General features: G+C 35.9%; 22 protein-coding genes. 19 read left to right on the top strand and 3 right to left on the bottom strand.

Going from position 1 to position 24,055, the window contains the following annotated elements; genetic code table 11:
• The first annotated feature begins 14 nt into the window (after positions 1-14).
• Complete coding sequence (locus AC4BC5_RS05770) at positions 15-569, top strand: ClbS/DfsB family four-helix bundle protein (protein ID WP_490497188.1); 555 nt, start codon at positions 15-17, stop codon at positions 567-569.
• A gap of 178 nt (positions 570-747) precedes the next feature.
• Positions 748-1,056 carry an MGMT family protein gene (locus AC4BC5_RS05765; RefSeq protein WP_490497510.1) on the top strand — a complete coding sequence of 103 codons (309 nt, stop codon included), beginning with the start codon at positions 748-750 and terminating at the stop codon, positions 1,054-1,056.
• Between the two features lie 292 nt (positions 1,057-1,348).
• On the opposite strand, the gene AC4BC5_RS05760 is transcribed toward AC4BC5_RS05765, so the two are convergent.
• The gene (locus tag AC4BC5_RS05760; protein ID WP_490497187.1) at positions 1,349-2,485 is read right to left on the bottom strand and encodes an RNA-directed DNA polymerase; all 1,137 of its coding nucleotides are present in this window, start codon (positions 2,483-2,485) and stop codon (positions 1,349-1,351) included.
• A 276-nt stretch (positions 2,486-2,761) separates the two neighbouring features.
• Here AC4BC5_RS05760 and AC4BC5_RS05755 point away from each other — a divergent pair, with 276 nt between their 5' ends.
• The 4 genes from AC4BC5_RS05755 (at position 2,762) to AC4BC5_RS05740 (ending at position 8,709) form a co-directional block, all read left to right on the top strand.
• Complete coding sequence (locus AC4BC5_RS05755; RefSeq protein ID WP_490497186.1) at positions 2,762-4,525, top strand: RNA-directed DNA polymerase; 1,764 nt, start codon at positions 2,762-2,764, stop codon at positions 4,523-4,525.
• A 109-nt stretch (positions 4,526-4,634) separates the two neighbouring features.
• Positions 4,635-5,954 carry an IS1380 family transposase gene (locus AC4BC5_RS05750; protein WP_003140845.1) on the top strand — a complete coding sequence of 440 codons (1,320 nt, stop codon included), beginning with the start codon at positions 4,635-4,637 and terminating at the stop codon, positions 5,952-5,954.
• Between the two features lie 626 nt (positions 5,955-6,580).
• Positions 6,581-6,931, top strand: coding sequence for a hypothetical protein (locus AC4BC5_RS05745; protein ID WP_490497185.1), 351 nt, complete (start codon positions 6,581-6,583; stop codon positions 6,929-6,931).
• Between the two features lie 278 nt (positions 6,932-7,209).
• Positions 7,210-8,709 carry a hypothetical protein gene (locus tag AC4BC5_RS05740; protein ID WP_490497184.1) on the top strand — a complete coding sequence of 500 codons (1,500 nt, stop codon included), beginning with the start codon at positions 7,210-7,212 and terminating at the stop codon, positions 8,707-8,709.
• A 256-nt stretch (positions 8,710-8,965) separates the two neighbouring features.
• Here the strand turns inward: AC4BC5_RS05740 and guaA are convergent, their stop codons facing one another.
• Together guaA and coaA are read right to left on the bottom strand one after the other, a co-directional pair.
• Entirely contained in the window at positions 8,966-10,531 is a 1,566-nt protein-coding gene (gene guaA / locus AC4BC5_RS05735; RefSeq protein WP_490497183.1) for a glutamine-hydrolyzing GMP synthase, read from the bottom strand.
• Between the two features lie 112 nt (positions 10,532-10,643).
• The gene (coaA, locus tag AC4BC5_RS05730) at positions 10,644-11,567 is read right to left on the bottom strand and encodes a type I pantothenate kinase (RefSeq protein WP_490497182.1); all 924 of its coding nucleotides are present in this window, start codon (positions 11,565-11,567) and stop codon (positions 10,644-10,646) included.
• A gap of 165 nt (positions 11,568-11,732) precedes the next feature.
• Here coaA and AC4BC5_RS05725 point away from each other — a divergent pair, with 165 nt between their 5' ends.
• The 13 genes from AC4BC5_RS05725 (at position 11,733) to deoD (ending at position 23,985) form a co-directional block, all read left to right on the top strand.
• The gene (locus AC4BC5_RS05725) at positions 11,733-12,338 is read left to right on the top strand and encodes a class I SAM-dependent methyltransferase (RefSeq protein ID WP_490497181.1); all 606 of its coding nucleotides are present in this window, start codon (positions 11,733-11,735) and stop codon (positions 12,336-12,338) included.
• 88 nt (positions 12,339-12,426) lie between these two features.
• Positions 12,427-13,446, top strand: coding sequence for a LacI family DNA-binding transcriptional regulator (locus AC4BC5_RS05720; RefSeq protein ID WP_490497180.1), 1,020 nt, complete (start codon positions 12,427-12,429; stop codon positions 13,444-13,446).
• Between the two features lie 175 nt (positions 13,447-13,621).
• Positions 13,622-14,923: a pyrimidine-nucleoside phosphorylase gene (locus AC4BC5_RS05715; RefSeq protein WP_490497179.1), complete on the top strand. Its 1,302-nt coding sequence runs from the start codon at positions 13,622-13,624 to the stop codon at positions 14,921-14,923.
• A 13-nt stretch (positions 14,924-14,936) separates the two neighbouring features.
• Positions 14,937-15,599 carry a deoxyribose-phosphate aldolase gene (gene deoC, locus AC4BC5_RS05710; protein ID WP_490497178.1) on the top strand — a complete coding sequence of 221 codons (663 nt, stop codon included), beginning with the start codon at positions 14,937-14,939 and terminating at the stop codon, positions 15,597-15,599.
• A gap of 10 nt (positions 15,600-15,609) precedes the next feature.
• Positions 15,610-16,005, top strand: coding sequence for a cytidine deaminase (locus AC4BC5_RS05705; RefSeq protein WP_490497177.1), 396 nt, complete (start codon positions 15,610-15,612; stop codon positions 16,003-16,005).
• A gap of 58 nt (positions 16,006-16,063) precedes the next feature.
• Positions 16,064-17,149, top strand: coding sequence for a BMP family lipoprotein (locus tag AC4BC5_RS05700; protein ID WP_490497176.1), 1,086 nt, complete (start codon positions 16,064-16,066; stop codon positions 17,147-17,149).
• 51 nt (positions 17,150-17,200) lie between these two features.
• Positions 17,201-17,323: a hypothetical protein gene (locus tag AC4BC5_RS05695; RefSeq protein ID WP_490497175.1), complete on the top strand. Its 123-nt coding sequence runs from the start codon at positions 17,201-17,203 to the stop codon at positions 17,321-17,323.
• Between the two features lie 201 nt (positions 17,324-17,524).
• Positions 17,525-19,063, top strand: a complete 1,539-nt coding sequence (locus tag AC4BC5_RS05690; RefSeq protein ID WP_490497509.1) for an ABC transporter ATP-binding protein — start codon at positions 17,525-17,527, stop codon at positions 19,061-19,063.
• Positions 19,056-20,189, top strand: a complete 1,134-nt coding sequence (locus AC4BC5_RS05685) for an ABC transporter permease (RefSeq protein ID WP_490497174.1) — start codon at positions 19,056-19,058, stop codon at positions 20,187-20,189. The genes AC4BC5_RS05690 and AC4BC5_RS05685 overlap by 8 nt, the downstream gene beginning before the upstream one ends.
• Entirely contained in the window at positions 20,189-21,145 is a 957-nt protein-coding gene (locus AC4BC5_RS05680; RefSeq protein ID WP_490497173.1) for an ABC transporter permease, read from the top strand. Before AC4BC5_RS05685 ends, AC4BC5_RS05680 begins: the two co-directional genes overlap by 1 nt.
• A gap of 124 nt (positions 21,146-21,269) precedes the next feature.
• A complete protein-coding gene (gene deoB / locus AC4BC5_RS05675; RefSeq protein ID WP_490497172.1) occupies positions 21,270-22,436 on the top strand; it encodes a phosphopentomutase in 1,167 nt (388 codons plus the stop codon).
• 10 nt (positions 22,437-22,446) lie between these two features.
• The gene (locus AC4BC5_RS05670) at positions 22,447-23,265 is read left to right on the top strand and encodes a purine-nucleoside phosphorylase (RefSeq protein ID WP_490497171.1); all 819 of its coding nucleotides are present in this window, start codon (positions 22,447-22,449) and stop codon (positions 23,263-23,265) included.
• Between the two features lie 15 nt (positions 23,266-23,280).
• Positions 23,281-23,985, top strand: a complete 705-nt coding sequence (deoD, locus tag AC4BC5_RS05665) for a purine-nucleoside phosphorylase (RefSeq protein WP_490497170.1) — start codon at positions 23,281-23,283, stop codon at positions 23,983-23,985.
• Positions 23,986-24,055 lie beyond the last annotated feature (70 nt).

The following is a 24,055-nucleotide window of genomic DNA, read 5'->3' as shown; positions in this document are numbered from 1 at the left end:
AGGAGCGTGCTAAGATGAGTAGACCAACAACCAAGGTCGATTTAGAAGCAGTATCTGATCAGAAACTCTCTGAATTAGGAAAATTGTTACACTCTATGACGAAGCGAGAACTAGAGCAGCCATTCAATTTTGATAAGGAATTTTTAGAAAAACAAAAAGCAACACATTGGCAACGTGATAAAAATGTACGAGATGTCCTGATTCATTTATATGAATGGCACCAATTGTTTCTTAATTGGGTGACCAATAATACAAATGGCCAACAGGTATCATTTTTACCAGAGCCTTATAATTGGCGAACATATCCGAAGATGAATATTGAATTTTGGGAAAAGCATCAACAAACTTCTTATCAGCATGCAAAAGAACTACTTGACCAAAGCCACGTAGAAGTCATGAAAGTCACACACTCTTTTTCAAATGACGAATTATTTTCTAAAGGGATTTTGAAATGGACAGGGAACAATACTCTAGGCAGCTATTGTGTTTCAGTAACTTCTAGTCATTATGATTGGGCAATTAAAAAAATCAAAAAACATAAAAAAACATTATCTCATCAGTTGAAATAATAATTTTATTAGATAATTAGAAAGGAAAAATGATCCTATTCGGTGTTACAACAGCATGTATTCCAGTAGGGATGCCAACACGCTTAAGTTTCAGAGAATGTGCAATCTGTAGAAATAGCTGCTGCAACAAACAGCGAAGCAACTTCTTAGCGTACTAGAAAGGGAGAAAATCATGTCTATGAAACGTGTCTTGAATGAAGAGTTGATTTATGAAGTTTTATCTGCTGTAGAAGAAATACCTATGGGCTGTGTGGCTACCTATGGGCAAATCGCCAGTTTGATTGGTAGAGATAAAAATGCGAGACTCGTTGGCAGAGTTCTTAGTATGGCTGAATATTATGGAAAGTACCCTTGTCATCGGGTAGTGAATCATGCCGGTCGATTGGTTCCAGGATGGGCAGATCAAGCTGAGTTGCTGCATAATGAGGGTGTTTTTTTGAAAAGTACAGGGTATGTGGACTTGAAAAAATATCAATGGGAATGTTGATGGATAGTGTCCCATCAACACCAAGAACTGATTAGTAACTATTAGCTCAAAGCGATGTAGTCTTTGAAATTCACTATTACATATAAAATTACTCAATTGATGATAGTCATTGAATGTGTCGTAACTATAAAAGTTCACTTTTTTGTGAAAATATAACAATGCTGTTTTTATCAGTGAAGTATTTTGATTGGTAGACTAAATTAATACAGATTACTTAATTCAGTTTAACGATTGAAAAGAGGATGGTTATAAGGGTTCTTTACCAACACCAGTTGTTAAAGAGCCACAAAAATTAGTGTTTCTTTGTGTGTTTGTATAAATTAAAAAAAATTCTACTTAAATTATCACTAGAGGTTGTTAATTCAAGACGAAGCTTCATTTTATTTAGTTGATTAAGTGTAAGCTTAGTATAGTCTATTCTTTTGTTTAAAATTTCCAAAGGATTATGTTCAGTATATAAAATAAAAAACAATGCCGATCTTTTTTTCGAACTTAAGTTACATGAATGAATTAATCCTTTTATAATAGAGATCAACTCCAGCATTTGCGTACCATCATTAATGAGTCTATAAGAGTATCCTAGACCAAACCTGATTTTTTTGTTGTCTTCATTTGTTGAAGTAACTCCATAAATAATGTTAATTAATCTATAGTAAAGGAGCCAAAATTGACGATTTGATTGATTACTTTTTTTATACAAATAGAAGTAATGTTTTATGTTATCAATAATTTTTTTGAATTTGATTTTAGAAATACTAATTGATAATTTTTTATTTACTGTTTTGAAATGGTATCCTAGATAACTGAAATTTAAATCTGATGAATCGTTGAAATTAATTATTGTAGTCTTTTCCTTATTGATATCGAGATGATTCTTTTCGAAAATGGTTGAAAGCTTTTTGTTAATGCCGTCATAATCAGTTCCATTTAAGGAATCATAATTAATTATGATAATATCATCTACATATCTAAAATAGAAAGTAGGGTTAAAAACTGAATTTATATGCTCATCAAATCGTTCCAAATAAATTTCAGAAAGAATTGAAGAGAAAGGTAATCCTAGTGGGATTCCTGAGACTGAACCTGAGAAAAAAATAGGCTGAAGTACAGTGAAACTAGATTGAGAAATAATATTGGCCTTCTTTAATTTTTTATAAAGTTCGTGTTTGTTAATAGATGGATAAAAATTTTTTATATCTGATCGAATAACCACTAAATTAATAGGAGGAATTTTATAATCTTTGTAATCCCCGTGTGTCAAAGTAGAAATCAATTGCTTGACAATGAAATCTCTATTCGATAAGTGTATAGAGTATTTTCTCTCTAACTCTTTTTTTATTTGATAGTATTCTTTTTTTTGTTCGGCATTTGGGTTATAAAAAATGCGATTCCCATTATTTATTTTATTTAATTTTGGAATACGTACCATGTAGTTGCCTCCAGACTAGATTTCTTCTCCTCATGAAATTAATCATGAGGAGTTATCTAAAATTAGATATTTTTGGTTACAAAAAAGATTGAAGTAACCTTGTGTGTGTATTCCGCATCGCCATGTAAATTAAATTTATTAGAATTGGAATCGTAGATTACGGTTTGTGATCTACAAGAAATCTAGTATAATATTAATTATTGATATTATGTAATAAATTGTATCTTAAAAAATATTTTTTTTCAATATGTATTTAAGATTAGGAGGCTTTGGTAAATGAAAAAAGAGTTATTTCTTAGAACAGATGTTTTACCTGCAGAAATACCTATACTATTTTCAAATAAATCTGTATACATAAATTTTTCAAAAAAAAATATTGATTCAACTGATAGTGCAAAAAATATGTTGAAACAGATAACTGTGCCATATTTTTTCTTTATTCCAAAATCTAATAAAGAGGAAAGAAAAATTGGTTTGGTACACCCAGTAGCTCAATTACAAATGTTTAACTATATTTTAAAATACGAAAAGCTAATAACGAGTTTTTGTAAAAACTCACCATATAGTGTCCGTTCCCCAATAAAAAGAAATATCCCTAAAATTAAGGAACAAGAATTGAGAATTAAGGAAATAAGGAAAATAGAAGAAGAATTTAGTTTTGTAGATAAAATCTCTGTAACCAGTGAAGAAGATAGAATATTATTTTATAATTATTTTTCTTATAGAAAATATACTAGAATAAAAGATTTATACAATTCTCCTAAATTTAATAGAGATAAATATAAATATTCGTATTTCTTGAAACTAGATATTCAGAGATGTTTTCCCAGTATTTACACCCATTCTTTAGCTTGGGCAATTTTCGGAGATAAAGCGCTCGCTAAGACTTATATGGGAAAAAAATTTGATAACATTTTCCCTAATGCAAGTGATACAATTTCTCAAAAAATTAATTTTAATGAAACTCATGGTTTGATTGTAGGACCAGAATTTTCTAGAGTAATTGCTGAGCTATTACTTACCAGAATAGATGTTGATTTACAAATAAAATTAAGGAATAATAAACTAAAAAATAAAAAAGATTACTCTATATACAGATATGTGGATGATTACTTTTTATTTGCTTACAATAAAGAGGATGCTGTATTTATAGAAAAATGTTTGAAAGAGGAATTAAATAAATATAATCTGAATTTAAATGTGGACAAAAGTCAAATGCAAGAAAAACCATTTAGAATAAGCGATAGCCAAGTTCTTGATTTAAAATTGATACTTAAGCAGTTTAATCAGGATAAAAAGTTATCGTATGATTTAAAAAAAGAAAAAAAAGACGATGGCATTTCGCTATTCTCAAATTATAAAGGTAGTCGAAATCAGTGGAATCTTATGTTTAACAGAATTGAAGAATTAATTCTTGAGAACAATGAATCTAAGTCAAAGGTAGTAAATTATTTTTTGAAATCTATACGAGCTTCTATTTTTTATGATGGAAACCATAACTACGTAATAGGTAATATCTTAGAAGTAGTATCGAACATCTTCGTTTTGGATATAAATAGTAATAGCACCAATTATTTGATTTCCATTTATGTGAAAATTTTGAACAAAGCTAAGGAACTTAAAGATTCTTGTGAGCGTAAATTACAATTGGATAACAATGAAGATACCATAAGTAAGTATAGAAGAAGTATAGAAAATTTAGTTTTTATAGAAGAGAAAATTTTTCAACATGCCTATAGAACATTGAAAAATAATTTCAAAAATATAGAGCAAATGTATGACTTAATCGTTTTTATGAAATTGTTAGATAAGAAATTATCCTCTGCTTTCTTATGTAAAATATTATCTTTTTACAAAAATTCATATTTTATTTGTTGTGTAGTTGCATATTATATTTTAGATGAAAAGCAAGAGAATTTAGATTTGAGATTTAAGACTGTAAGAGCTAAATTGCTGTTGATAATCGATGAAAAAATTAATAACTATAAAACTAACCTGAATAATTCATACTTTGACTTCAAACCGTCTGAAACTGCCTAACGGCAGTCTTCATTTACTTTTTCATTTTCACCTGTTAAGTGATGCAAAAAGAACCCCATTCTGATATGGTAAAGGTGTCGAAACCAACCATAAGAAAGGAGTTCTTCTCATGACTAGCTTACACAAAAACCAGGTAAAATTCAATTCAAATTTGACTATTTCACATACAGGTGGTCGCTTATCGAGTGATTCGGGTTTGGTCTTAGTTAAAGAGGTGATGAATACCTTCGACTTTTCACACGTAGCTAAACAGTGGCTCCATATTAAAGACAAACGTGTTTACTTCACACATGATAACTTAGCGATATTAGAACAACTCATTATGCAGTTAATTGCTGGGTACTCGGCAGACTCATCAGCTAATCTATTAAGACAGGATCCAGTCTTTCAAGCTGTACTCGGTAAAAAAGAGTTGGCCTCACAATCGTCAATCTCACGGTTTTTAGATCGTTTCACCGAGGAGAACATGGATCAACTCCAAGCATTAAATCAGTCGCTGATTGATAAAGCGCGTTTGATTCGCAATGACACCGAGTTAATCATTGATGTCGATTCCACACATTCGGATACCTTTGGACGCCAAGAACAAACAGATTATAATGCCCATTATCAAACCTACGGCTATCACCCATTAGTTGCATTTGACGGATTGACCGGAGATTTCCTAAAAGCTGAACTGCGTTCAGGCAATCAGTACACGTCTAAAGGGGTAAAAGCCTTTATCGACCCGCTGTTACACCACTACAAGAGCACGTTACCTCATACCGAGATATTGGTTCGGGGTGACAGCGGCTTCGCCACACCAGAGGTGTATGAATCTTGTGAAGCAACTGAAAGCCAGTACGTTATCCGATTAAAGAGCAATCGGAGGTTAAGTCAGTTAGCTGAACACTCTGTTCTTTATGGGGATAATAAAAAATGGGAAGACCGAGAAATACAGTATTTTTCACTCCCTTATCAAGCACAATCCTGGTCAAAACCCCGTCGCGTTTGTATTCGATCAATCCGTGAAGCAGGAGAGCTTCTTTTTCACCACGCATTCATTGTGACGAATCTATCCGATAATGTCTCGCCTGAAGTCATATTCTCTCTTTACGGCAAGCGTGGAACAATGGAAAATTTCATCAAAGAAGCGAAATCAGGCTTTTATTTTGACAAAACAGATAGTCCGCGTTTCCTGGAAAATCATGTCAGAATGATGATCAGTGTCCTGGCTTACAACCTCGTCAATTTTTTAAAGACCATTGGATTTGAACAAGTGAATCGGGGGATGACGATTCATTCTATACGATTGACATTGCTTAAAGTTGCCGGAAAACTCGTTAAAACAGGTAGACAAGTCTATCTCAAACTGTCGAGTTATCATGTGTATCAAACTGAATTTTATAAGGTTTTTGAACGCCTACGGCGATCTAGGCAATGGATTTAGGCTAGTTATCGTAAAAATTTTTAACCTATTTTTCCAAGGGATCAGTCTGCCCTTAAATAGACAAATAATTTTTATTATAGCCTTCTTCCGTATATATCCTGTTCGAAAACACATTATTTTGGAAGAATGTATCTGCCTAATTTAAATATAGGCACTTTGTTCAAAAAAATAGCTTAAATTTAGAGCTATGAATTATTCAGGAACTAAAGGGTCTAAACATGTAATTTTAGAAGGAGAATATTTTTATTTCCTTAATGACTTTTCGAAGTATCCAGGTTTTGAATCAAGAAAAAAAGATCAGCTACTAACAAGGTTAAAGGCTGAGTATACTTCTTGTTCTAGTGGTAACACAGATGTGTGGGATAAAGTAACAAAGTATTCTTACTTTGAATGGGAAACAAATATAAGTACTTTTGTAAGAAAAGTTGTGAAAAAGAGTTCCAACACTAAACTGAATAGTACGGCAGAGTACTAGTTAGTAATCGTATTACCCTTACTTATTAGAGAAGTACTTCTTTTTTCGCATACGTTATTAAAGTAGTTTAAAGAAAATGTATGATTGTACGACACTGAAAAGGGGATTATTGAATGTTTGATTATAACATCTACTTACAAAAAAAGATTCAATGTCTTTCGAAGAAGCAGTAGGTATTTACAATACTATTTTTAATGTACTGGAATGCAAAGATGAATATTTACATGAGTTATGGAAAGAAGTCATAGATTCAGCTATAGTCTATTCTAATATGAGAACTAACTGGAATTATTTTTCACGTGAAAAGAAAAATGAGAAAGAGAATTTAAGAACTAGCTATCATAATACCTTTATGATTAATTTAAAGGCATTTCATAAGTTAGGTGAGCAATTAGAATTAGATACTAGTTGGAAAGAAAAACTAGGTTCATCAGAAGATAGAAAACGTTGGGGCGATTTTGCAGGGTATCTCTTGTGTTTGGAAAATATTAGAGCGAGATAAGAAAATATTTGATGATTTTACTAAAAATACGAATACAAAAAATTCTCTACTAAGTGTCATCTCAGTAGGAATTTATTTTGCAAAGGAACCCTATCATTTTTATTGGAAATCAAGCGTTTCATAAGTTGAAAAATATTGATTTATCAGCATATTCATTCATAGACACGTTATCTATTTATTCTCACTTTGTAGTGAGAGTGGTTGGTTGAACAAGGAACTGTTGATATAACAAGGAATTATATTTTGAAGAGTGTGAGGTGTAATAAAATTGGAAAAGTATGAGTTTTTTTTATGATGAATCTGAGCACAGCAGAAAGATAAACGAAAAAACTATCACCGTAGAAAACTATTACGATAATTTCATAACTGCGATTATTGGATGGAAGTTGACGGATAGGAAGGAGCAAGAACGGAAATATCTTGCGTTTGAAAAAAAGTATCAACTTAGAAAATCTAATGGGGAGTTGAAGAGTTCAACAATAAGTAACAAGCAACTTAAATTTGGCTTCGCCTCGTTAAGTTCTGATAATGTCGAATTTATAAGTGACTATCTAGAATTATTTGATAGCAACACTTTTTTTTATTTTTCTGTTACAAGTAAAATTGAGTATGTTGTTAATCAACTATTTCAAGAGTATCAAAGTAATCTGTTCGAAAATATTGAAGCAATGAAGTATTCTATTATCAAAGCTATCATTTTATACAAACCCCAAAGAGTCATCAAAGGAATGTATCAGAACACGAAAGAATTGACAGAACTATTAAAATCTTTTTTTTTAGAACGTATTGAAATTAATAGAAACAACCTTGAACTAAAGAAGCAAGAAAATCAAGCCTTTGAACAAATTTTATTATTGTTGAATGATCTTAAAGAAAATTTTGAGATTGATTGGGAATATCGAATTGCTTTTTTGGGTTTCTTAAAGTATGTGAAGGAGAAGTCAATTACTGATTTTTCTTTATACACAGATAAAGAAGGTCAAGAAAATAAAACAGTTTTAGCTGCTCAAAATGTGGGGATTTCACAGGTTGAAGAAATTGATTCTATGGAATCATTTGGGATCAGATGGGCTGATATGCTGGCTGGATTGCTAAATAAGTTGTTAAAATCGCTGCATAATGAATTAGCTTATATATCAGAAGAGGATGGGATAAACAAAAAAATCCTTTCCCCAAGATGGTTTAAGCTATCCATTGAACAGTTAAAGTTATACAGAAAATTAGCTTTTATAGTATCGGAACTAAACAATGCATGGTACAAGTCATATGCTGGTATATATTCGGATGATTTATTGACATTAGTCACTTTTCTCAATTTTATTTCTCAATTTTCAACGGTTCTGGAATTAGAAACAAGTAATCAAGAATTATTACTACCTGAGCAATTCAATTCATCAATGGTAGTGAGATTGCAAGAATATTTCGCTGAAATGCAGTCTAGATTACCAGTTGAACCAACACCAGTAATCAAAGAAAATAAAGAATTTTTTCTAGGTAGTCGTGGACAGAAAATATTTTTTGATGAGAATAAGCAACCAAAATTAAGTTTGAAGAAAGACAGCCAAATTTTTGAAGTATTAGCAGTTGGGATGAGCAAGAAAATGATTCCTAACATAACAGTTCTTGAGAACAATGAGGTAATATGCTATCGAATTCCTAAAAATCTTGCCGATTGGGCATCTACTTGCATAATGATGGCGAATAGGGGAATGAAAATTTTTCCTTCAAAAGTCCAGTTTACTAAACAGGGGGAGTTATATCTTGTTGATATTTTGTAGTTGAAAACTAGCCGTAAAGGGAAAAAGACGACAAAAAAAGGTCGTCTTTTTATTGTATTTTTGGATATTAAAAGAGACTTGGGGAAGCACCACGATTTTCATAAGCACGTAAAATTATGCTCACCCAAATAATATTTATTAAAAATCCCTACCAAATTTTGGTAGGGAATCATATCATTTTTAATGAAAATCAAGCTCTTTAGCAACTGAAGAATGTTGATTTATAGGCATTCCCCATCCATATTATGTTGGCTCTTTATTCCCACTCCACTGTTGAAGGTGGTTTGCTCGTAATATCATACACGATGCGGTTAACGTGTGCCACTTCGTTTACGATGCGGACAGAGATTTTTTGCAAGACATCCCAAGGGACACGAGCGAAGTCAGCTGTCATGCCGTCGATTGATGTGACAGCGCGGATACCAACTGTGTAGTCATACGTACGACCATCGCCCATAACACCAACTGAACGGATACCTGGTAAGACGGTGAAATATTGCCAGATGTCACGGTCTAAGCCAGCTGCAGCAATTTCTTCACGCAAGATAGCGTCCGAGTCACGTACGATTTCTAATTTTTCTTCCGTAATTTCACCTAAGACACGGATACCTAAACCAGGACCTGGGAACGGTTGGCGCCATACGATAGAGTCTGGCATACCTAGTTCAGTACCTAATGCACGAACTTCATCTTTGAATAATGTATCCAGTGGTTCGATTAAGGCAAATTGCATGTCTTCTGGAAGTCCACCCACGTTATGATGAGATTTAATGGTTTGTGCTGTTTCAGTACCAGATTCAATGATATCTGTGTATAACGTTCCTTGTGCTAAGAATGCTACACTACCATCGCTAGCAATTTTCGTTGCTTCGTCGTCAAAGACATAGACAAATTCGTTACCGATGATTTTACGTTTTTCTTCTGGGTCAGAAACGCCAGCTAATTTTGATAAGAAGCGGTCATGTGCATCGACTTTAACGATGTTTAGGCCAAATTTGCCGCCTAGCATTTCCATTACTTGTTCTGCTTCACCTTTACGCAATAGACCATGATCCACAAAGATACAGGTTAATTGATCACCGATAGCTTTTTGTAATAACACACCAACAACAGAAGAATCAACACCGCCGGATAAACCAAGCAATACTTTTTTCTCGCCTACAGTTTGACGAATTTCTTCAATTTTCATGTCGATGAAGTTTTCCATGCTCCAGTCACCTGTACATTGACAAACATCTAATGCAAAGTGTTTTAATAAATCATTTCCGTATTCAGAATGACGTACTTCTGGATGGAATTGCACGCCATACATTTGGCGTTCGCTATTTTGGATTGAAGCGATTGGGCAATCTTTACTTGTTGCTACTGTTTCAAATCCTTCTGGTGCTTGTGTTACTAAGTCACCATGACTCATCCAAACGGTTTGTTTTTCAGGCGTGCTTGCAAATAATTGAGCAGCTTTATCTGTAATTTCTAATTCTGCTTTTCCGTATTCTTTATTTTTTGCTGGTTCAACTTTACCACCGAGTTTGTAGGTGATTAGTTGCATTCCGTAGCAAATACCTAAAACTGGAATCCCTAACTCAAAAATTTCTTCGTCAATACCAAAAGAACCGTCATCATAGACACTATTTGGTCCGCCTGACAAAATGATTCCTTTCGGATTGATGGCTTTCACTTCTTCAGCAGTAATACGATGGCTCAATAATTCAGAAAAGACACCGAATTCGCGAATACGACGTGTAATCAGTTGGTTATACTGGCTACCGTAATCTAGCACGATAATCTTTTCAACGTTTGGCAGGTTGTCAACGTTTGTCACAATAAATTACCCCTATTCTATTTGATTTATGAAAAATAAATTTTCAAACTAAAATGAACTGCCTCCATGATAAATGAGGCGTATGAAATTTGCAAAAACAATGGATTGATTCTCAATATTTTCTTAAAAAAACTTGGTCAATCTCATGATTTGCTGTTTTATGGAGAATAATATCCGCACGACTTCGTGTTGGTAGGATATATTCAGTTAAATTCTTTAGATTGACATTTTTCCAAACCGACTGCGCCATTTCAAGGGCATCTTGACGGTCGCCAATCGCAAACTTGTAATAATAATTAGTAGGATCTTGAAAAGCGGTATCTAAGAGTGACTCAAAACGTTCTAGGTACCAGGACTCAATCAACTTGGGTGCAGCATCCACAAAAATAGAGAAATCAAAGAAATCACTCACATAAATTTGTTGGTTTGCGGGTAATTGTAACACATTAATTCCTTCGACAATCAGAATATCAGGTTGCGAAATGGTTTCAAATTCACCATCCACAATATCATAGACTTGATGTGAGTAAGTAGGAATTTGAAGGTTATCTTCTCCAGATTTCACACTATTTAAAAATTGAATCAAACGTTCCATGTCATAGCTTTCAGGAAATCCTTTACGTTCCATTAAACCGCGCTCTAATAAGACACGATTGGGATGTAAAAAACCATCTGTCGTGATCAATTGAACGTTGTGGCGTGGAAACAAGCGTGCTAGTAATGTTTGTACTAAACGTGCTGTTGTACTTTTACCTACCGCAACACTTCCAGCAATACCAATAATAAACGGTGGAACTTTAACATAACGGTGTAAAAAAAGACCTTTACTAAACGTCAGTGATTCATACTCTTTCATGTATAAATGAATCATATGACATAAAGGAATGTAGACATCTTCTACGTCTTGCATGGAGATGCGGTCATTTAAACTTTTGATATTATCTAATTCCGCTTGTGTTAAGGGCATATGTTCTCTTGTGTAAAAACCTTGCCATTCTTCACGAGGAATTTGATAGTAATTCATCTGTTCCTTCATCAGAAACCCCCTTCAATCACTCGAAAATAGTGTAACATAAAAATAGAAGGTCTTACAGAAGAAGTCGTGAAAAACACAAAATTCTCTTACAGAAAAGAAAAGATAGTTTACAAGGATTTTTTTTTCGGTATGATGGAAGAAAATAGACGATAAAAGAGGGAAGATATGAGTAATCATTATTATAGCCAAAAACCAGATACCGCACATGATTTTGAAGAGTGGGATTTTGAGTTAAAAGGGAAGAAATTTCATTTTGTAACCGACAGTGGTGTTTTTTCTCGAGACACGGTCGACTATGGTTCCCGTGTGTTGATTGATGCGTTTGAATGGGACGAATTGCCAGAAGGTGCTATCTTAGATTTAGGCTGTGGATATGGCCCGATTGGTTTATCTTTAGCGTATGCTAGCGGTCGCTTAGTAGAAATGGTGGATGTCAATGAACGTGCCGTTGATTTGGCGAAAGGCAATGCCGCACGTAACCTAATTGAGACGGTGGACATTCATACATCGTATATTTACGAAGAGTTACATCACGAAAATTATGCGGCAATTTTAAGTAACCCACCTATTCGCGCAGGAAAACAAGTTGTTCATGAAATTTTAACCGAAGCCTATCCTCGTTTGCATACAGGAGGGACGTTAACGATTGTGATTCAGAAAAAACAAGGCGCGCCAAGTGCCCAAAAAAAAATGGAAGATACCTTTGGCAATGCCACGATTATCAAAAAAGATAAAGGATATTATATAATTCAAAGTGTGAAAGAAGACTAAAAAATGACGACAATCACAGATGATTGTCGTTTTTTTTCGCAAATTTTGCTAAACTGAGCTTGAGAATAAAGAAAGAGAGGAGCAGGACATGAAGCTAACGATTCGACAAATTGCCGAAATGGCGGGTGTTTCGGTGACGACTGTATCACAAATCTTAAATAACAAAGGCAGTCGTTTTAGTGATGCAACACGAAAAAAAGTGTTAGATATTGTGAATGAGCATCAATACAAACCAGACTTTTTTGCTTCGAATTTAATTACGCGACATTCAAAAACAATCGGGATGATTGTTCCAGATGTTACAGATTTCTTTTTTTCAAAAATTGTTGAAGGTGCTGAAAGTTACATGAATCCGTTAGGCTATATGTTGATTTTATGTAATTCTCATCATAGTTTGGAAAAAGAAAAACAACTTCTAAAACAACTAGCACATCGGGCGGTGGATGGAATTCTGCTGGCAACACCCAATCAATTACCAGAAGGATTTGGTTTGCAGAGCTCTTTTTACAATAAGATGCCGATGATTTTGATTGATCGAGGGATTAATCAACGTGAAGCAGGTCGTTTGATTGTTAAAGAATATGAAGGTGCGTATCAAGCAGTTAACTATTTAATTTCGCAAGGTCATCGTAATATCGGTTTGTTGAAAGAAAAGACGGGCTATTATCAGCTAGAAGAACGGTACAATGGCTACCGACATGCCCTCAAAGATGCAGGAATTATATTTAAACGCCATTGGGTAGTCGACGGTGAATTGACAGTGTCAGGTGGTTATTTAGCAGCAAAAGAATTATTGCACGCCAGAGATATTACCGCAATTTTTTGTGGCAATGACGCAATGGCTATCGGTTGTTATCAAGCAATTTATGAGATAGGGAAAAAAGTACCAGAGGATATTTCAGTCGTTGGTTTTGATGGTTTAAAATTGTCTGCTTACACAACACCACCATTGACAACAGTGATGCAACCAACTTTTGATATTGGATTCACTGCCGCCAAATTTTTAGTGGATGCTATCGAGTTTCCAGAAAGGCGAATCCCCAATAAAATTTTTGACACAAAATTAATAATTCGTGAGAGCGTGAAGAATGTTACAAACGTAAACTAAAGAGAAAAGAAATGGCTTGAGTTTACGTTTGACAATTCATTTGTTGTCATGTATTCTTGTTTTTGAAAAGGTTTACAATAGATACCAATGTTAAGTAAAACAGTTTACTAAAGTGTTTTACCTGATGGAAAAGTATTGTATAATAGATGAGATGCAGGAAGTGAGGTTCAAGTCTATGCGAATGGTGGATTTGATAGAAAAAAAACGCGATGGGGGCACATTGTCAGAAAAAGAGATTCAATATATTGTTACTGAATATACCGAGAATCGAATACCTGACTATCAAGTGAGTGCTTTACTCATGGCGATTTTTTATGAGGACATGACAGATGAAGAGATTACAGCGTTGACTTTAGCAATGGCAAATTCTGGTGAAGTGATTGATTTATCATCAATTGAGGGCATTAAAGTAGACAAGCATTCGACAGGTGGCGTTGGCGATACAACCACCTTGATTTTAGCACCGCTTGTTGCCAGCGTAGGTGTGCCCGTAGCAAAAATGTCTGGACGTGGATTGGGTTACACAGGAGGAACACTGGATAAGTTAGAGGCCATTCCAGGATTCCAAATTGAGTTGTCAGAAGAACGGTTTATTGAACTCGTCAACGAAAGCCAAGTGGCGGTTATTGGACAATCTGGCAATCTAGCTCCCGCAGATAAAAAGCTCTATGCTTTACGGGACGTTACTGCAACAGTAAATTCGATTCCATTAATTGCGAGTTCGATTATGAGTAAAAAAATTGCGGCAGGAGCCGATGCGATTGTCCTAGACGTGACAACTGGTGATGGGGCTTTTATGAAGCATTTAGATGACGCTCGTCGCTTAGCTCATACAATGGTCCGTATCGGGAAATTAGCTAACCGTCAAACGATGGCTGTTATTTCTGATATGTCACAACCATTAGGAGAAGCCATTGGAAACAGTTTAGAAGTGGTAGAAGCTATCGAAACATTGCAAGGAAATGGTCCAGAAGACTTAGTAGAAATGTGTTATGCCTTAGGAAGCCAAATGGTTGTCTTGGCGAAAAAAGCTGAGACGCTTGAAGAAGCTCGTCAACTCTTAGAAAAAGCTTTGAATTCAGGAGCTGCGTTAGAGAAGTTCAAAGAAATGATTCGTAATCAAGGGGGCGATGCCACCGTTGTTGACGAACCAGAACGGTTACTAACTGCACGATATGAAATTCCTTTGCCAGCGAAGAAATCTGGTGTGGTTACGAAGTTAGTTGCCAATGAATTAGGAATTGCAGCAATGATGTTAGGCGCAGGTCGTCGTACAAAAGAAGATTCAATTGATTATGCAGTTGGTTTAAAGCTCCATAAAAAGGTAGGCGAAGCCATCCAAGAAGGCGAAGCGGTGTTAACTATTTATAGCAACACAGAAGAGATTGAAGAAGTAAAAGCATTACTGGATCAATACATTGAAATTGGTGAGACCGGAGCAGAACCTCCGTTAATTCATGAAATTATTACAGAATAGGACGTGTAAAAAGATGGAATTAAACCGAATGATGGACCACACTATTTTAAAAGCAGATACGCCAAAATCAGAAGTATTACGTATTATTGAAGAAGCAAAAAAATATCATTTTTATTCTGTTTGTGTGAATCCAGTATGGGTTTCATTAGCAGCAGAAGAATTAAAAGGCGAACCAGTCTCTGTTTGTACAGTTATTGGCTTCCCATTAGGAGCATCAACAACTGCAACAAAAGCTTTTGAAACAGAAGATGCGATTAAAAATGGTGCCGATGAAATTGATATGGTTCTTTCTATCGGACAATTAAAATCAGGAAACTATGAAGCTGTCCAAAACGATATTGCCGGTGTTGTAGCGGCGGCAAAAGATCGCGCTTTAGTAAAAGTTATTCTTGAAACATGTCTGTTAACGGATGAAGAAATTGTCAAAGCCTGTGAATTAGCTAAAGCAGCCGGTGCTGATTTTGTTAAAACATCGACTGGTTTCTCAACAGGTGGAGCAGATGTGAATGACGTTCGCTTAATGCGTGAAACAGTAGGGCCAGAAATGGGAGTGAAAGCCTCAGGTGGAATTCACAACGAAGCACAAGCTTTAGCAATGGTGGAAGCTGGGGCAAGTCGTCTAGGAACCAGTGCTAGTATTGCGATTATTTCAGGAACAAGTGGCGCAGGCTACTAAGAGGTGACTAATGAAAGCAAAAGAAGATTGGATTCAAACTGCAGTAGAGGCGTTAGACAAAGCCTATGTACCGTACTCACATTTTCCAGTAGGCGCATGCTTGGTAACAAAAAAGGGTAAAATTTATCAAGGGTTGAACATTGAAAATGCGTCCTATGGTTTAAGTAATTGTGCTGAACGGACGGCGATTTTTAAGGCTGTTTCTGAAGGCGAACGAGAGTTTCAGCATTTAGTGGTTGCAGGTCATACACCAGAACCAATTGCACCATGTGGAGCATGTCGTCAAGTGATTGCTGAATTTTGCAACGTTGATATGCCCGTAACGCTAGTCGGTGATGATGGGGCAATTAAAGAAACAACTGTGGGAGAATTGTTACCATATTCTTTCACAAATAAAGATTTATAGGAATTAACAGTCATTGACTGTTGAAAATAAAACTATTTTAGTAGGGGGCTTTATACAGATGAAAAAAGCAAAATTATTTAGTTTTGGCGCAGTAGCAATGGCGAGCGCTTTGTTGTTAGGTGCATGTGGTAACGGAGGAAACAGTGCAGGAACAGATGCGTCTGACGGAGGAAAATCAGGAGATAAACCTGCAGCAACAATTGCGTTAATTACTGATACAGGTGGGGTAGATGACCGTTCATTTAACCAATCAGCTTGGGAAGGTTTTAAAGAGTGGGGCGAAGATAATGGTTTCTCTCGTGGCGCTGACGGTTACCAATATTTCCAATCTGCAAATGAATCTGATTATGTACCAAATATTGACCAAGCATTAAATGCTGGTTTCAATACAATTTTTGGTATTGGTTATAAATTACAACCTGCCATTAAAGAGCAAGCTGAATTAAATCCAGACACAAACTTTGTTATTGTTGATGAAGTGATTGATTTACCAAACGTTGCTTCTGCAACATTTAAAGATCACGAAGCTTCTTACTTAGCAGGAATTGCTGCTGCTTATACAACACAAACTGGAACAGTTGGTTTCATTGGTGGGGTTGAAGGCGAAGTTATCGACCGTTTTGAAGCTGGTTTTAATGCGGGGGTTGAAGCTGCTGCCAAAGAATTAAATAAAAAAGTAGAAGTGAAAAACCAATATGCTGGCGACTTTGCTGCACCTGATAAAGGTCGTTCAATTGCACAAGGGATGTACGCACAAGGTGCAGATATCATCTTCCATGCTTCAGGTGGTACAGGAAATGGTGTCTTCCAAGAAGCAAAAGCTCGTAATGAATCTGGCGATGAAAAAGTTTGGGTAATTGGAGTAGACCGTGACCAAACAGCTGATGGTGATTACAAAAAAGATGGTAAAGATGAAAACTTCACGCTAACTTCTACATTAAAAGGTGTAGGTTCAGTATCAAAAGATTTAGCACAAAAAGCGCTTGAAGGTGAATTCCCTGGTGGACAACATGAAGTGTACGGCTTGAAAGAAGACGGCGTTGGCTTAACAGAAGGTCAATTATCTGACGAAACAAAAGCTGCTGTTGAAAAAGCTAAAGAACAAATTATTGCTGGTGAAATTGAAGTGCCAGAAAAACCTTAATTTTAAATTCATTCAGTCATTTCTTTGTTCTATAGGACGAGGAAATGACTGATGTTCAAGTTTACAGGGGGATATGCAGCATTAGGAAATCTATCTGATGAAGCCGAAGCTGCAGTTGGCAAAGCCAAAGAAAAAATCATTTCTGGGGAAATCAAGGTACCAGAAAAGCCTTAAGAATAATGAAGATTCAATCATTGCCTTTAAATGTAGGTAGTGATTGTCTTCTGTTTTTTCTTTCAAAAGAGCTTTTTTTAATAAAAAGTTCTTTTGAGAGAACAAACTCTCTAAATTTATTAGCTATTATTGATTGTTATTGTACCAGGTTACTTGAAAAGGGATGTGAGAATTGTGACAGAAGAAAATTTTGCAATAGAAATGCGCAATATCACCAAGAGTTTTGGAACTTTCAAAGCAAATGATCAAATCAATTTGCAGATTCGAAAAGGTGAAATTCATGCATTACTTGGCGAAAATGGGGCTGGAAAGTCCACATTAATGAATGTCTTATCAGGTTTGTTGGAACCAACTTCCGGTGAAATCTTAATGAACGGTAATGTCGTGAGTATTTCTAGTCCGACAAAAGCGAATCAATTAGGAATCGGAATGGTTCATCAGCACTTTATGTTAGTCGATGCTTTTACAGTCACAGAAAATATTGTTCTAGGGAATGAGCCTAGTCGTTTAGGAAAACTGGATCGTAGAAAAGCCCGTGAAGAAATTAAAAAACTTTCTGAACAATATGGTTTATCAGTTGACCCCGATGCATATATTCGTGATATTTCTGTTGGTATGCAACAGCGTGTAGAAATCTTGAAAACATTGTATCGTGGTGCCGATATTTTAATTTTTGATGAACCTACAGCGGTATTAACACCACAAGAAATTGATGAGTTAATTGAAATTATGCGTGGCTTAGTCCGTGAAGGAAAGTCAATTATCTTGATTACTCATAAATTAGATGAAATTAAATCGGTTGCCAACCGTTGTACTGTTATTCGTCGAGGACAAGGAATCGGTACGGTTGATGTGAAGGATGTTTCTTCCCAACAATTAGCCGATATGATGGTTGGACGCTCAGTATCATTCAAAACAGAGAAAAAACCAGCTGATCCACAAGAATTAGTATTGTCGATTCAAGATTTGGTTGTCAAAGAAAACCGTGGTGTGGAAGCAGTTAAAAACTTAAATTTAGAAGTTCGTGCCGGTGAAGTTGTTGGGATTGCTGGAATTGATGGAAATGGTCAGTCAGAGTTAATTCAAGCAATTACCGGGTTACGTAAAGTAGAAAGTGGAAAAGTCATTTTATCAGATAAAGAGATTACTAATTTACGTCCACGTAAAATTACAGAATCTGGTTTAGGTCATGTCCCAGAAGACCGTCATAAATATGGATTAGTTCTAGATATGACATTAGCTGAAAATATCGCTTTACAAACGTATTATCAAGAACCATTTAGTAAAATGGGTGTCTTGAATTATTCGGAAATTAACTATCATGCAGAAGACCTGATTAAGGAATTTGATGTACGTACCGTCAACGAAGTCGTACCTGCTAAAGCATTATCAGGAGGAAATCAGCAAAAAGCGATTATCGCACGCGAAATTACACGCGATCCTGATTTATTAATTGTAGCAAACCCGACACGTGGTTTAGACGTGGGTGCTATTGAGTTTATTCATAAACGTTTAATTGAACAACGTGATCGTTTTAAAGCAGTCTTGTTAATCAGTTTTGAACTAGAAGAAATCATGAATGTTTCAGATAAGATTGCTGTTATCCATGATGGGCAAATTGTGGGGATCGTGAAACCAGAAGAAACAAGCGAGCAAGAATTAGGCTTACTAATGGCTGGCTATTCACTTGAAAAAGCACGAGCAGAATTAGCGCAACAGGGGGTGGCGACAAATGAATGATCGCAATGAAAAAATTCGTAATTTGTTAGTGCCAATTTTATCGGTTGTTATGGGATTGGTTTTAGGCGCGATTATCATGGCTGCCTTTGGCTATAACCCGATTGTCGGTTATAGTTCAATGTTAGATGCTGCGTTAGGTACACAACGTGGCATTGGTGAAACATTACGTCAAGCAACACCATTAATTTTTACTGCTTTGGGATTCTCAGTAGCTAATTCAGCAGGCTTCTTCAATATTGGGTTGTCTGGACAAGCTTTATGTGGCTGGATAGTCAGTGTTTGGACAGCTTTAGCATTTCCTGATTTACCTAAGATGATCTTGTTACCATTATGTGTTGTTTTAGGAGCAGCAGCAGGAGCACTTGCAGCTGCTATTCCAGGTATGTTACGTGCGTTCTTTGGAACAAGTGAAGTTATTGTAACTATTATGATGAACTATATCTTGTTATATACCAGTACATTCTTATTGCAAGATGTAATGCCAGAGAGTTTCCGTTCAAGTTTAGATTCAACAAATGCCATTACTCAAAATGCAAGTTTACGTATTCCTTGGTTAACACAGTTCTTTGGAGGCTCTCGTGTAAGTGGTGGCCTATTCCTTGCCTTGGTTATGTTAGTGCTTGTGTGGTTCTTAATGAAGAAAACAACACTTGGTTTTGAAATCCGTTCGGTTGGGTTGAATCCATTTGCTTCAGAATATGCAGGGATGAGTAGTAAACGTACAATCATTTTATCGATGATTATTTCTGGAGGATTGGCTGGTTTAGGTGGCGTTGTGGAAGGGTTAGGAACATATCAAAACTTCTTTGTACAAACAACCTCACTAGCTATCGGATTTGACGGAATGGCAGTATCCTTATTAGGTGCAGGTTCGGCTATCGGTATTTTCTTATCTGCAATTTTGTTCAGTATCTTGAAAATTGGTGGTTTGGGAATGCAAACAATTGCTGAAATTCCATTTGAAATTGTGAACGTATCAATTGCCTTGATTATTTTCTTTGTCGGAATCAATTTTGTTATTCGCCTAGCAATGGCAAAACTTTTACCAGATAAGAAACAAGTAGAAATTGTCAAAACAATTGAAACGACATCAAATGATCAAAGTCAAGAAGGGGGCGAATTATAATGTCAACAGTAGGCTTAATTGCATTGATTTTAACATCTACCTTGGTTTATTCAACGCCTTTGATTTTGACTGCATTAGGTGGTACTTTTTCAGAGCGAAGTGGGATTGTCAACGTAGGTTTAGAAGGAATTATGGTAATGGGTGCATTTAGTGCAGTTGTTTTTAACCTTTCAATGGCTGATCAACTAGGTGCATGGACACCTTGGGTTGCTATCTTAGTTGGTGGTGGTGTCGGCGTTCTTTTCTCACTACTACATGCAGTTGCAACAATTAGTTTTCGTGCGGATCACATTATCAGTGGTACGGTCGTTAACTTAATGGCTCCAGCATTAGGTGTTTTCTTAATTAAGGTTCTTTATCAAAAAGGACAAACAGACAATATTAGCTACAATTTAGGGTATTTCTCATTCCCAGTTTTAAAAGATATTCCAGTCATTGGAACAATTTTCTTTAAAAATACCTTTTTACCTGCATATTTAGCTATTTTAGTAGCGGTATTAGCTTGGTATATTATTTATAAAACACGTTTTGGTTTACGTTTGCGTGCGGTTGGGGAAAATCCTCAGGCAGCTGATACGTTGGGAATTAATGTTTACAAGTTCCGTTATGCGGGTGTGTTGATTTCTGGATTATTAGGTGGTATGGGTGGTGCTATTTTTGCTCAGTCTATTTCAGGAAACTTCTCAGCAGGAACAATTGTTGGTCAAGGTTTTATTTCGATGGCAGCAATGATTTTTGGTAAATGGAATCCACTTGGTGCGATGGGTGCAGCGTTATTCTTTGGTTTTGCTCAAAGTTTAAGTATTATCGGTGCTCAATTACCAGTGATTTCTTCAATTCCTCCAGTATTATTACAAATTGCACCATATTTATTAACCGTAATTGTTTTAGTGCTCTTCTTAGGAAAAGCCTCTGGACCAAAAGCAGGCGGAAAGAATTATATCAAATCAAAATAACTTTTCATCAAGAAGGGTGGGGCGAAGGGTGCAAGTTTCTTCGTTCTGCCCTTCTTGGTTAAAATAAATAGAAAAGTAGTATATGATAGAAATGAAATTAGTTTGAGGAAAGCAGGTTGAAAAAATGTTTAAACGAGTACATTTAATCGTGATGGATTCTGTTGGAATTGGCGAAGCGCCTGATGCAGAAAAATTCAATGACAAAGGAGCGGATACTTTAGGTCATATTGCCAAAGAAGCAGGACTAACAATTCCTCACTTGGAGCAATTAGGTTTAGGAACAATCCGTTCTTTAGAAGGTGTCAAAAATGTTGAAGACCATCAAGGCTACGCAACAAAACTAGAAGAAATTTCAGTCGGAAAAGATACCATGACTGGTCACTGGGAAATCATGGGTTTAAATATTAAAAAACCATTCCGTGTGTTTCCAGAAGGCTTTCCAGAAGAATTGTTGAAACAAATTGAAGAGTTTTCAGGTCGTAAAGTTGTGTGTAATTTACCTTATTCAGGTACTGCAGTTATCGATGATTATGGTCAACACCAAATGGAAACAGGCGACTTAATTGTGTATACTTCTGCGGATCCAGTTTTACAAATTGCAGCGCATGAAGAGATTATTCCCTTAGAAGAGTTGTATCGTATTTGTGAATACACACGTGAAATTACGAAAGATGAGCCTTATATGATTGGTCGTATAATTGCGCGTCCTTATGTAGGAGAACCAGGGAACTTTCAACGTACTAGTAATCGTCATGATTATGCGTTAGATCCATTTGGAAAAACAGTGTTAGATTCATTGAAAGATAACGGTAAAGATGTCATTGCTGTTGGTAAAATTAATGATATCTTTAACGGACAAGGAATCACCGAATTTGTTCGGACAAAGGATAACATGGATGGCGTGGACAAATTATTAGAAGTGATGCAAAAAGACTTCACTGGTTTAAGCTTTACGAATTTAGTGGATTTTGATGCGTTGTATGGTCATCGCCGCGATGTAGAAGGCTACGCTCGTGCAATTGAAGACTTTGATGGACGCATTCCAGAAATTTTAAATGCGATGGCAGAAGATGACTTGTTATTGATTACTGCTGACCACGGAAACGATCCAACCTTTGCTGGTACGGATCATACAAGAGAATACGTACCATTGCTTGTTTACAGTAAAAAATTTGCTGGTCAAGGAAAGCTTCCGCAAGGTTTTTATGCAGATATTTCAGCTACAATCGCTGAGAATTTTGGTGTACCAGCTACTGAAAATGGTGAGAGTTTCTTAACCAATTTAAAATAGGAGTGACAATATGACAAAATTACAAGAACAATTAAAAGAGACAACCGCTTTTCTGCAAGAAAAAGGTGTAAAAGAGATTGAGTTTGGTTTGATTTTAGGTTCAGGATTAGGTGAATTAGCTGATGAAATTGAAGAAGCTGTGGTTATCCCTTATGCTGAAATTCCATATTTCCCAGTATCAACCGTAGTTGGCCATGCTGGGCAGCTAGTTTATGGTACTTTATCTGGTAAGAAAGTATTAGCGATGCAAGGTCGGTTCCATTACTATGAAGGTCATTCGATGCAAACTGTTACCTACCCAGTACGCGTCATGGCAGCGTTAAAAGCACATTCGATGATTGTAACGAATGCTTGTGGTGGTGTAAATGAAAGTTTTGCACCAGGTGATTTAATGTTAATTACTGACCATATCAACTACACAGGCGACAATCCGTTAATTGGTGAAAATGCTGACGAAATGGGTCCACGCTTCCCTGATATGAGTAATGCCTATACTCCAGCTTATCGTGAAGTAGCGAAAGAAGTGGGATTGAAAAAAGGCCTACATCTAAAAGAAGGTGTTTACATGGGTTGGTCAGGCCCAACTTATGAAACGCCAGCTGAAATTCGCATGTCCCGTATTATCGGTGCAGATGCTGTGGGAATGTCTACCGTCCCAGAAGTGATTGTTGCAACGCACAGTGGCTTAAAAGTCCTAGGTATTTCATGTATTACTAACTTAGCAGCCGGTATGCAAGCAACTTTAAATCATGCAGAAGTAGTGGAAACAACCGAGCGTGTTAAAGCTGAGTTTAAAGAATTAATCAAAGAAACGTTAGCCGTTTTATAAAAAGGAGCGAAAAAAATGAGCGTTCATATCGAAGCAAAACCAGGTGAAATTGCAGATAAAATTTTACTTCCAGGTGATCCATTGCGTGCCAAATATATTGCAGAAACATTTTTAGAAGACCCTATTTGTTATAACAATGTTCGTGGAATGTTAGGTTATACAGGTATTTACAAAGGTGAACGTGTTTCTGTTCAAGGAACAGGTATGGGAATGCCTTCTGCAACTATTTATGCACATGAATTAATTCAGTCGTACGATGTAAAAAAATTGATTCGTGTCGGAACTTGTGGGGCGATTTCAACAGATGTTCATGTCCGTGACTTAGTCATTGCGCAAGGAGCAGTAACTAGCTCATCGATGATTCAAAAGAATTTTAATCAGTTTCACTTTGCACCAATTGCTGATTTCCAATTGTTAAAAACAGCGTATGAAATCGCTCAAGCAAGTGGTGTTACTACACATGTTGGTAATATCTTATCTGAAGATAGTTTTTATAAAGATGATATGACGGAAACATTACAATTAGCTGATTTAGGTGTAATGGGTGTGGAAATGGAAGCTGCTGCTTTGTATTATCTAGGAGCGAAATTCCATGTCCAAACTTTAGCAATTTGTACAGTAAGTGATCATATTATTACTGGTGAAGAGACCACCCCAGAAGAACGTCAAACAACTTTTGATGATATGATTAGAGTTGGATTGGAAACGGCAATTCGCTAAAAGCAAAAAGATTGAGGTGCGCTACTTCAATCTTTTTTTGCTTAGTTGTCATTCAAAATATGGGAGGAAT

The sequence above is a fragment of the Enterococcus sp. AMC2644 genome (genome assembly GCF_058216475.1).
This window is presented reverse-complemented; position numbering and strand designations above follow the sequence as displayed.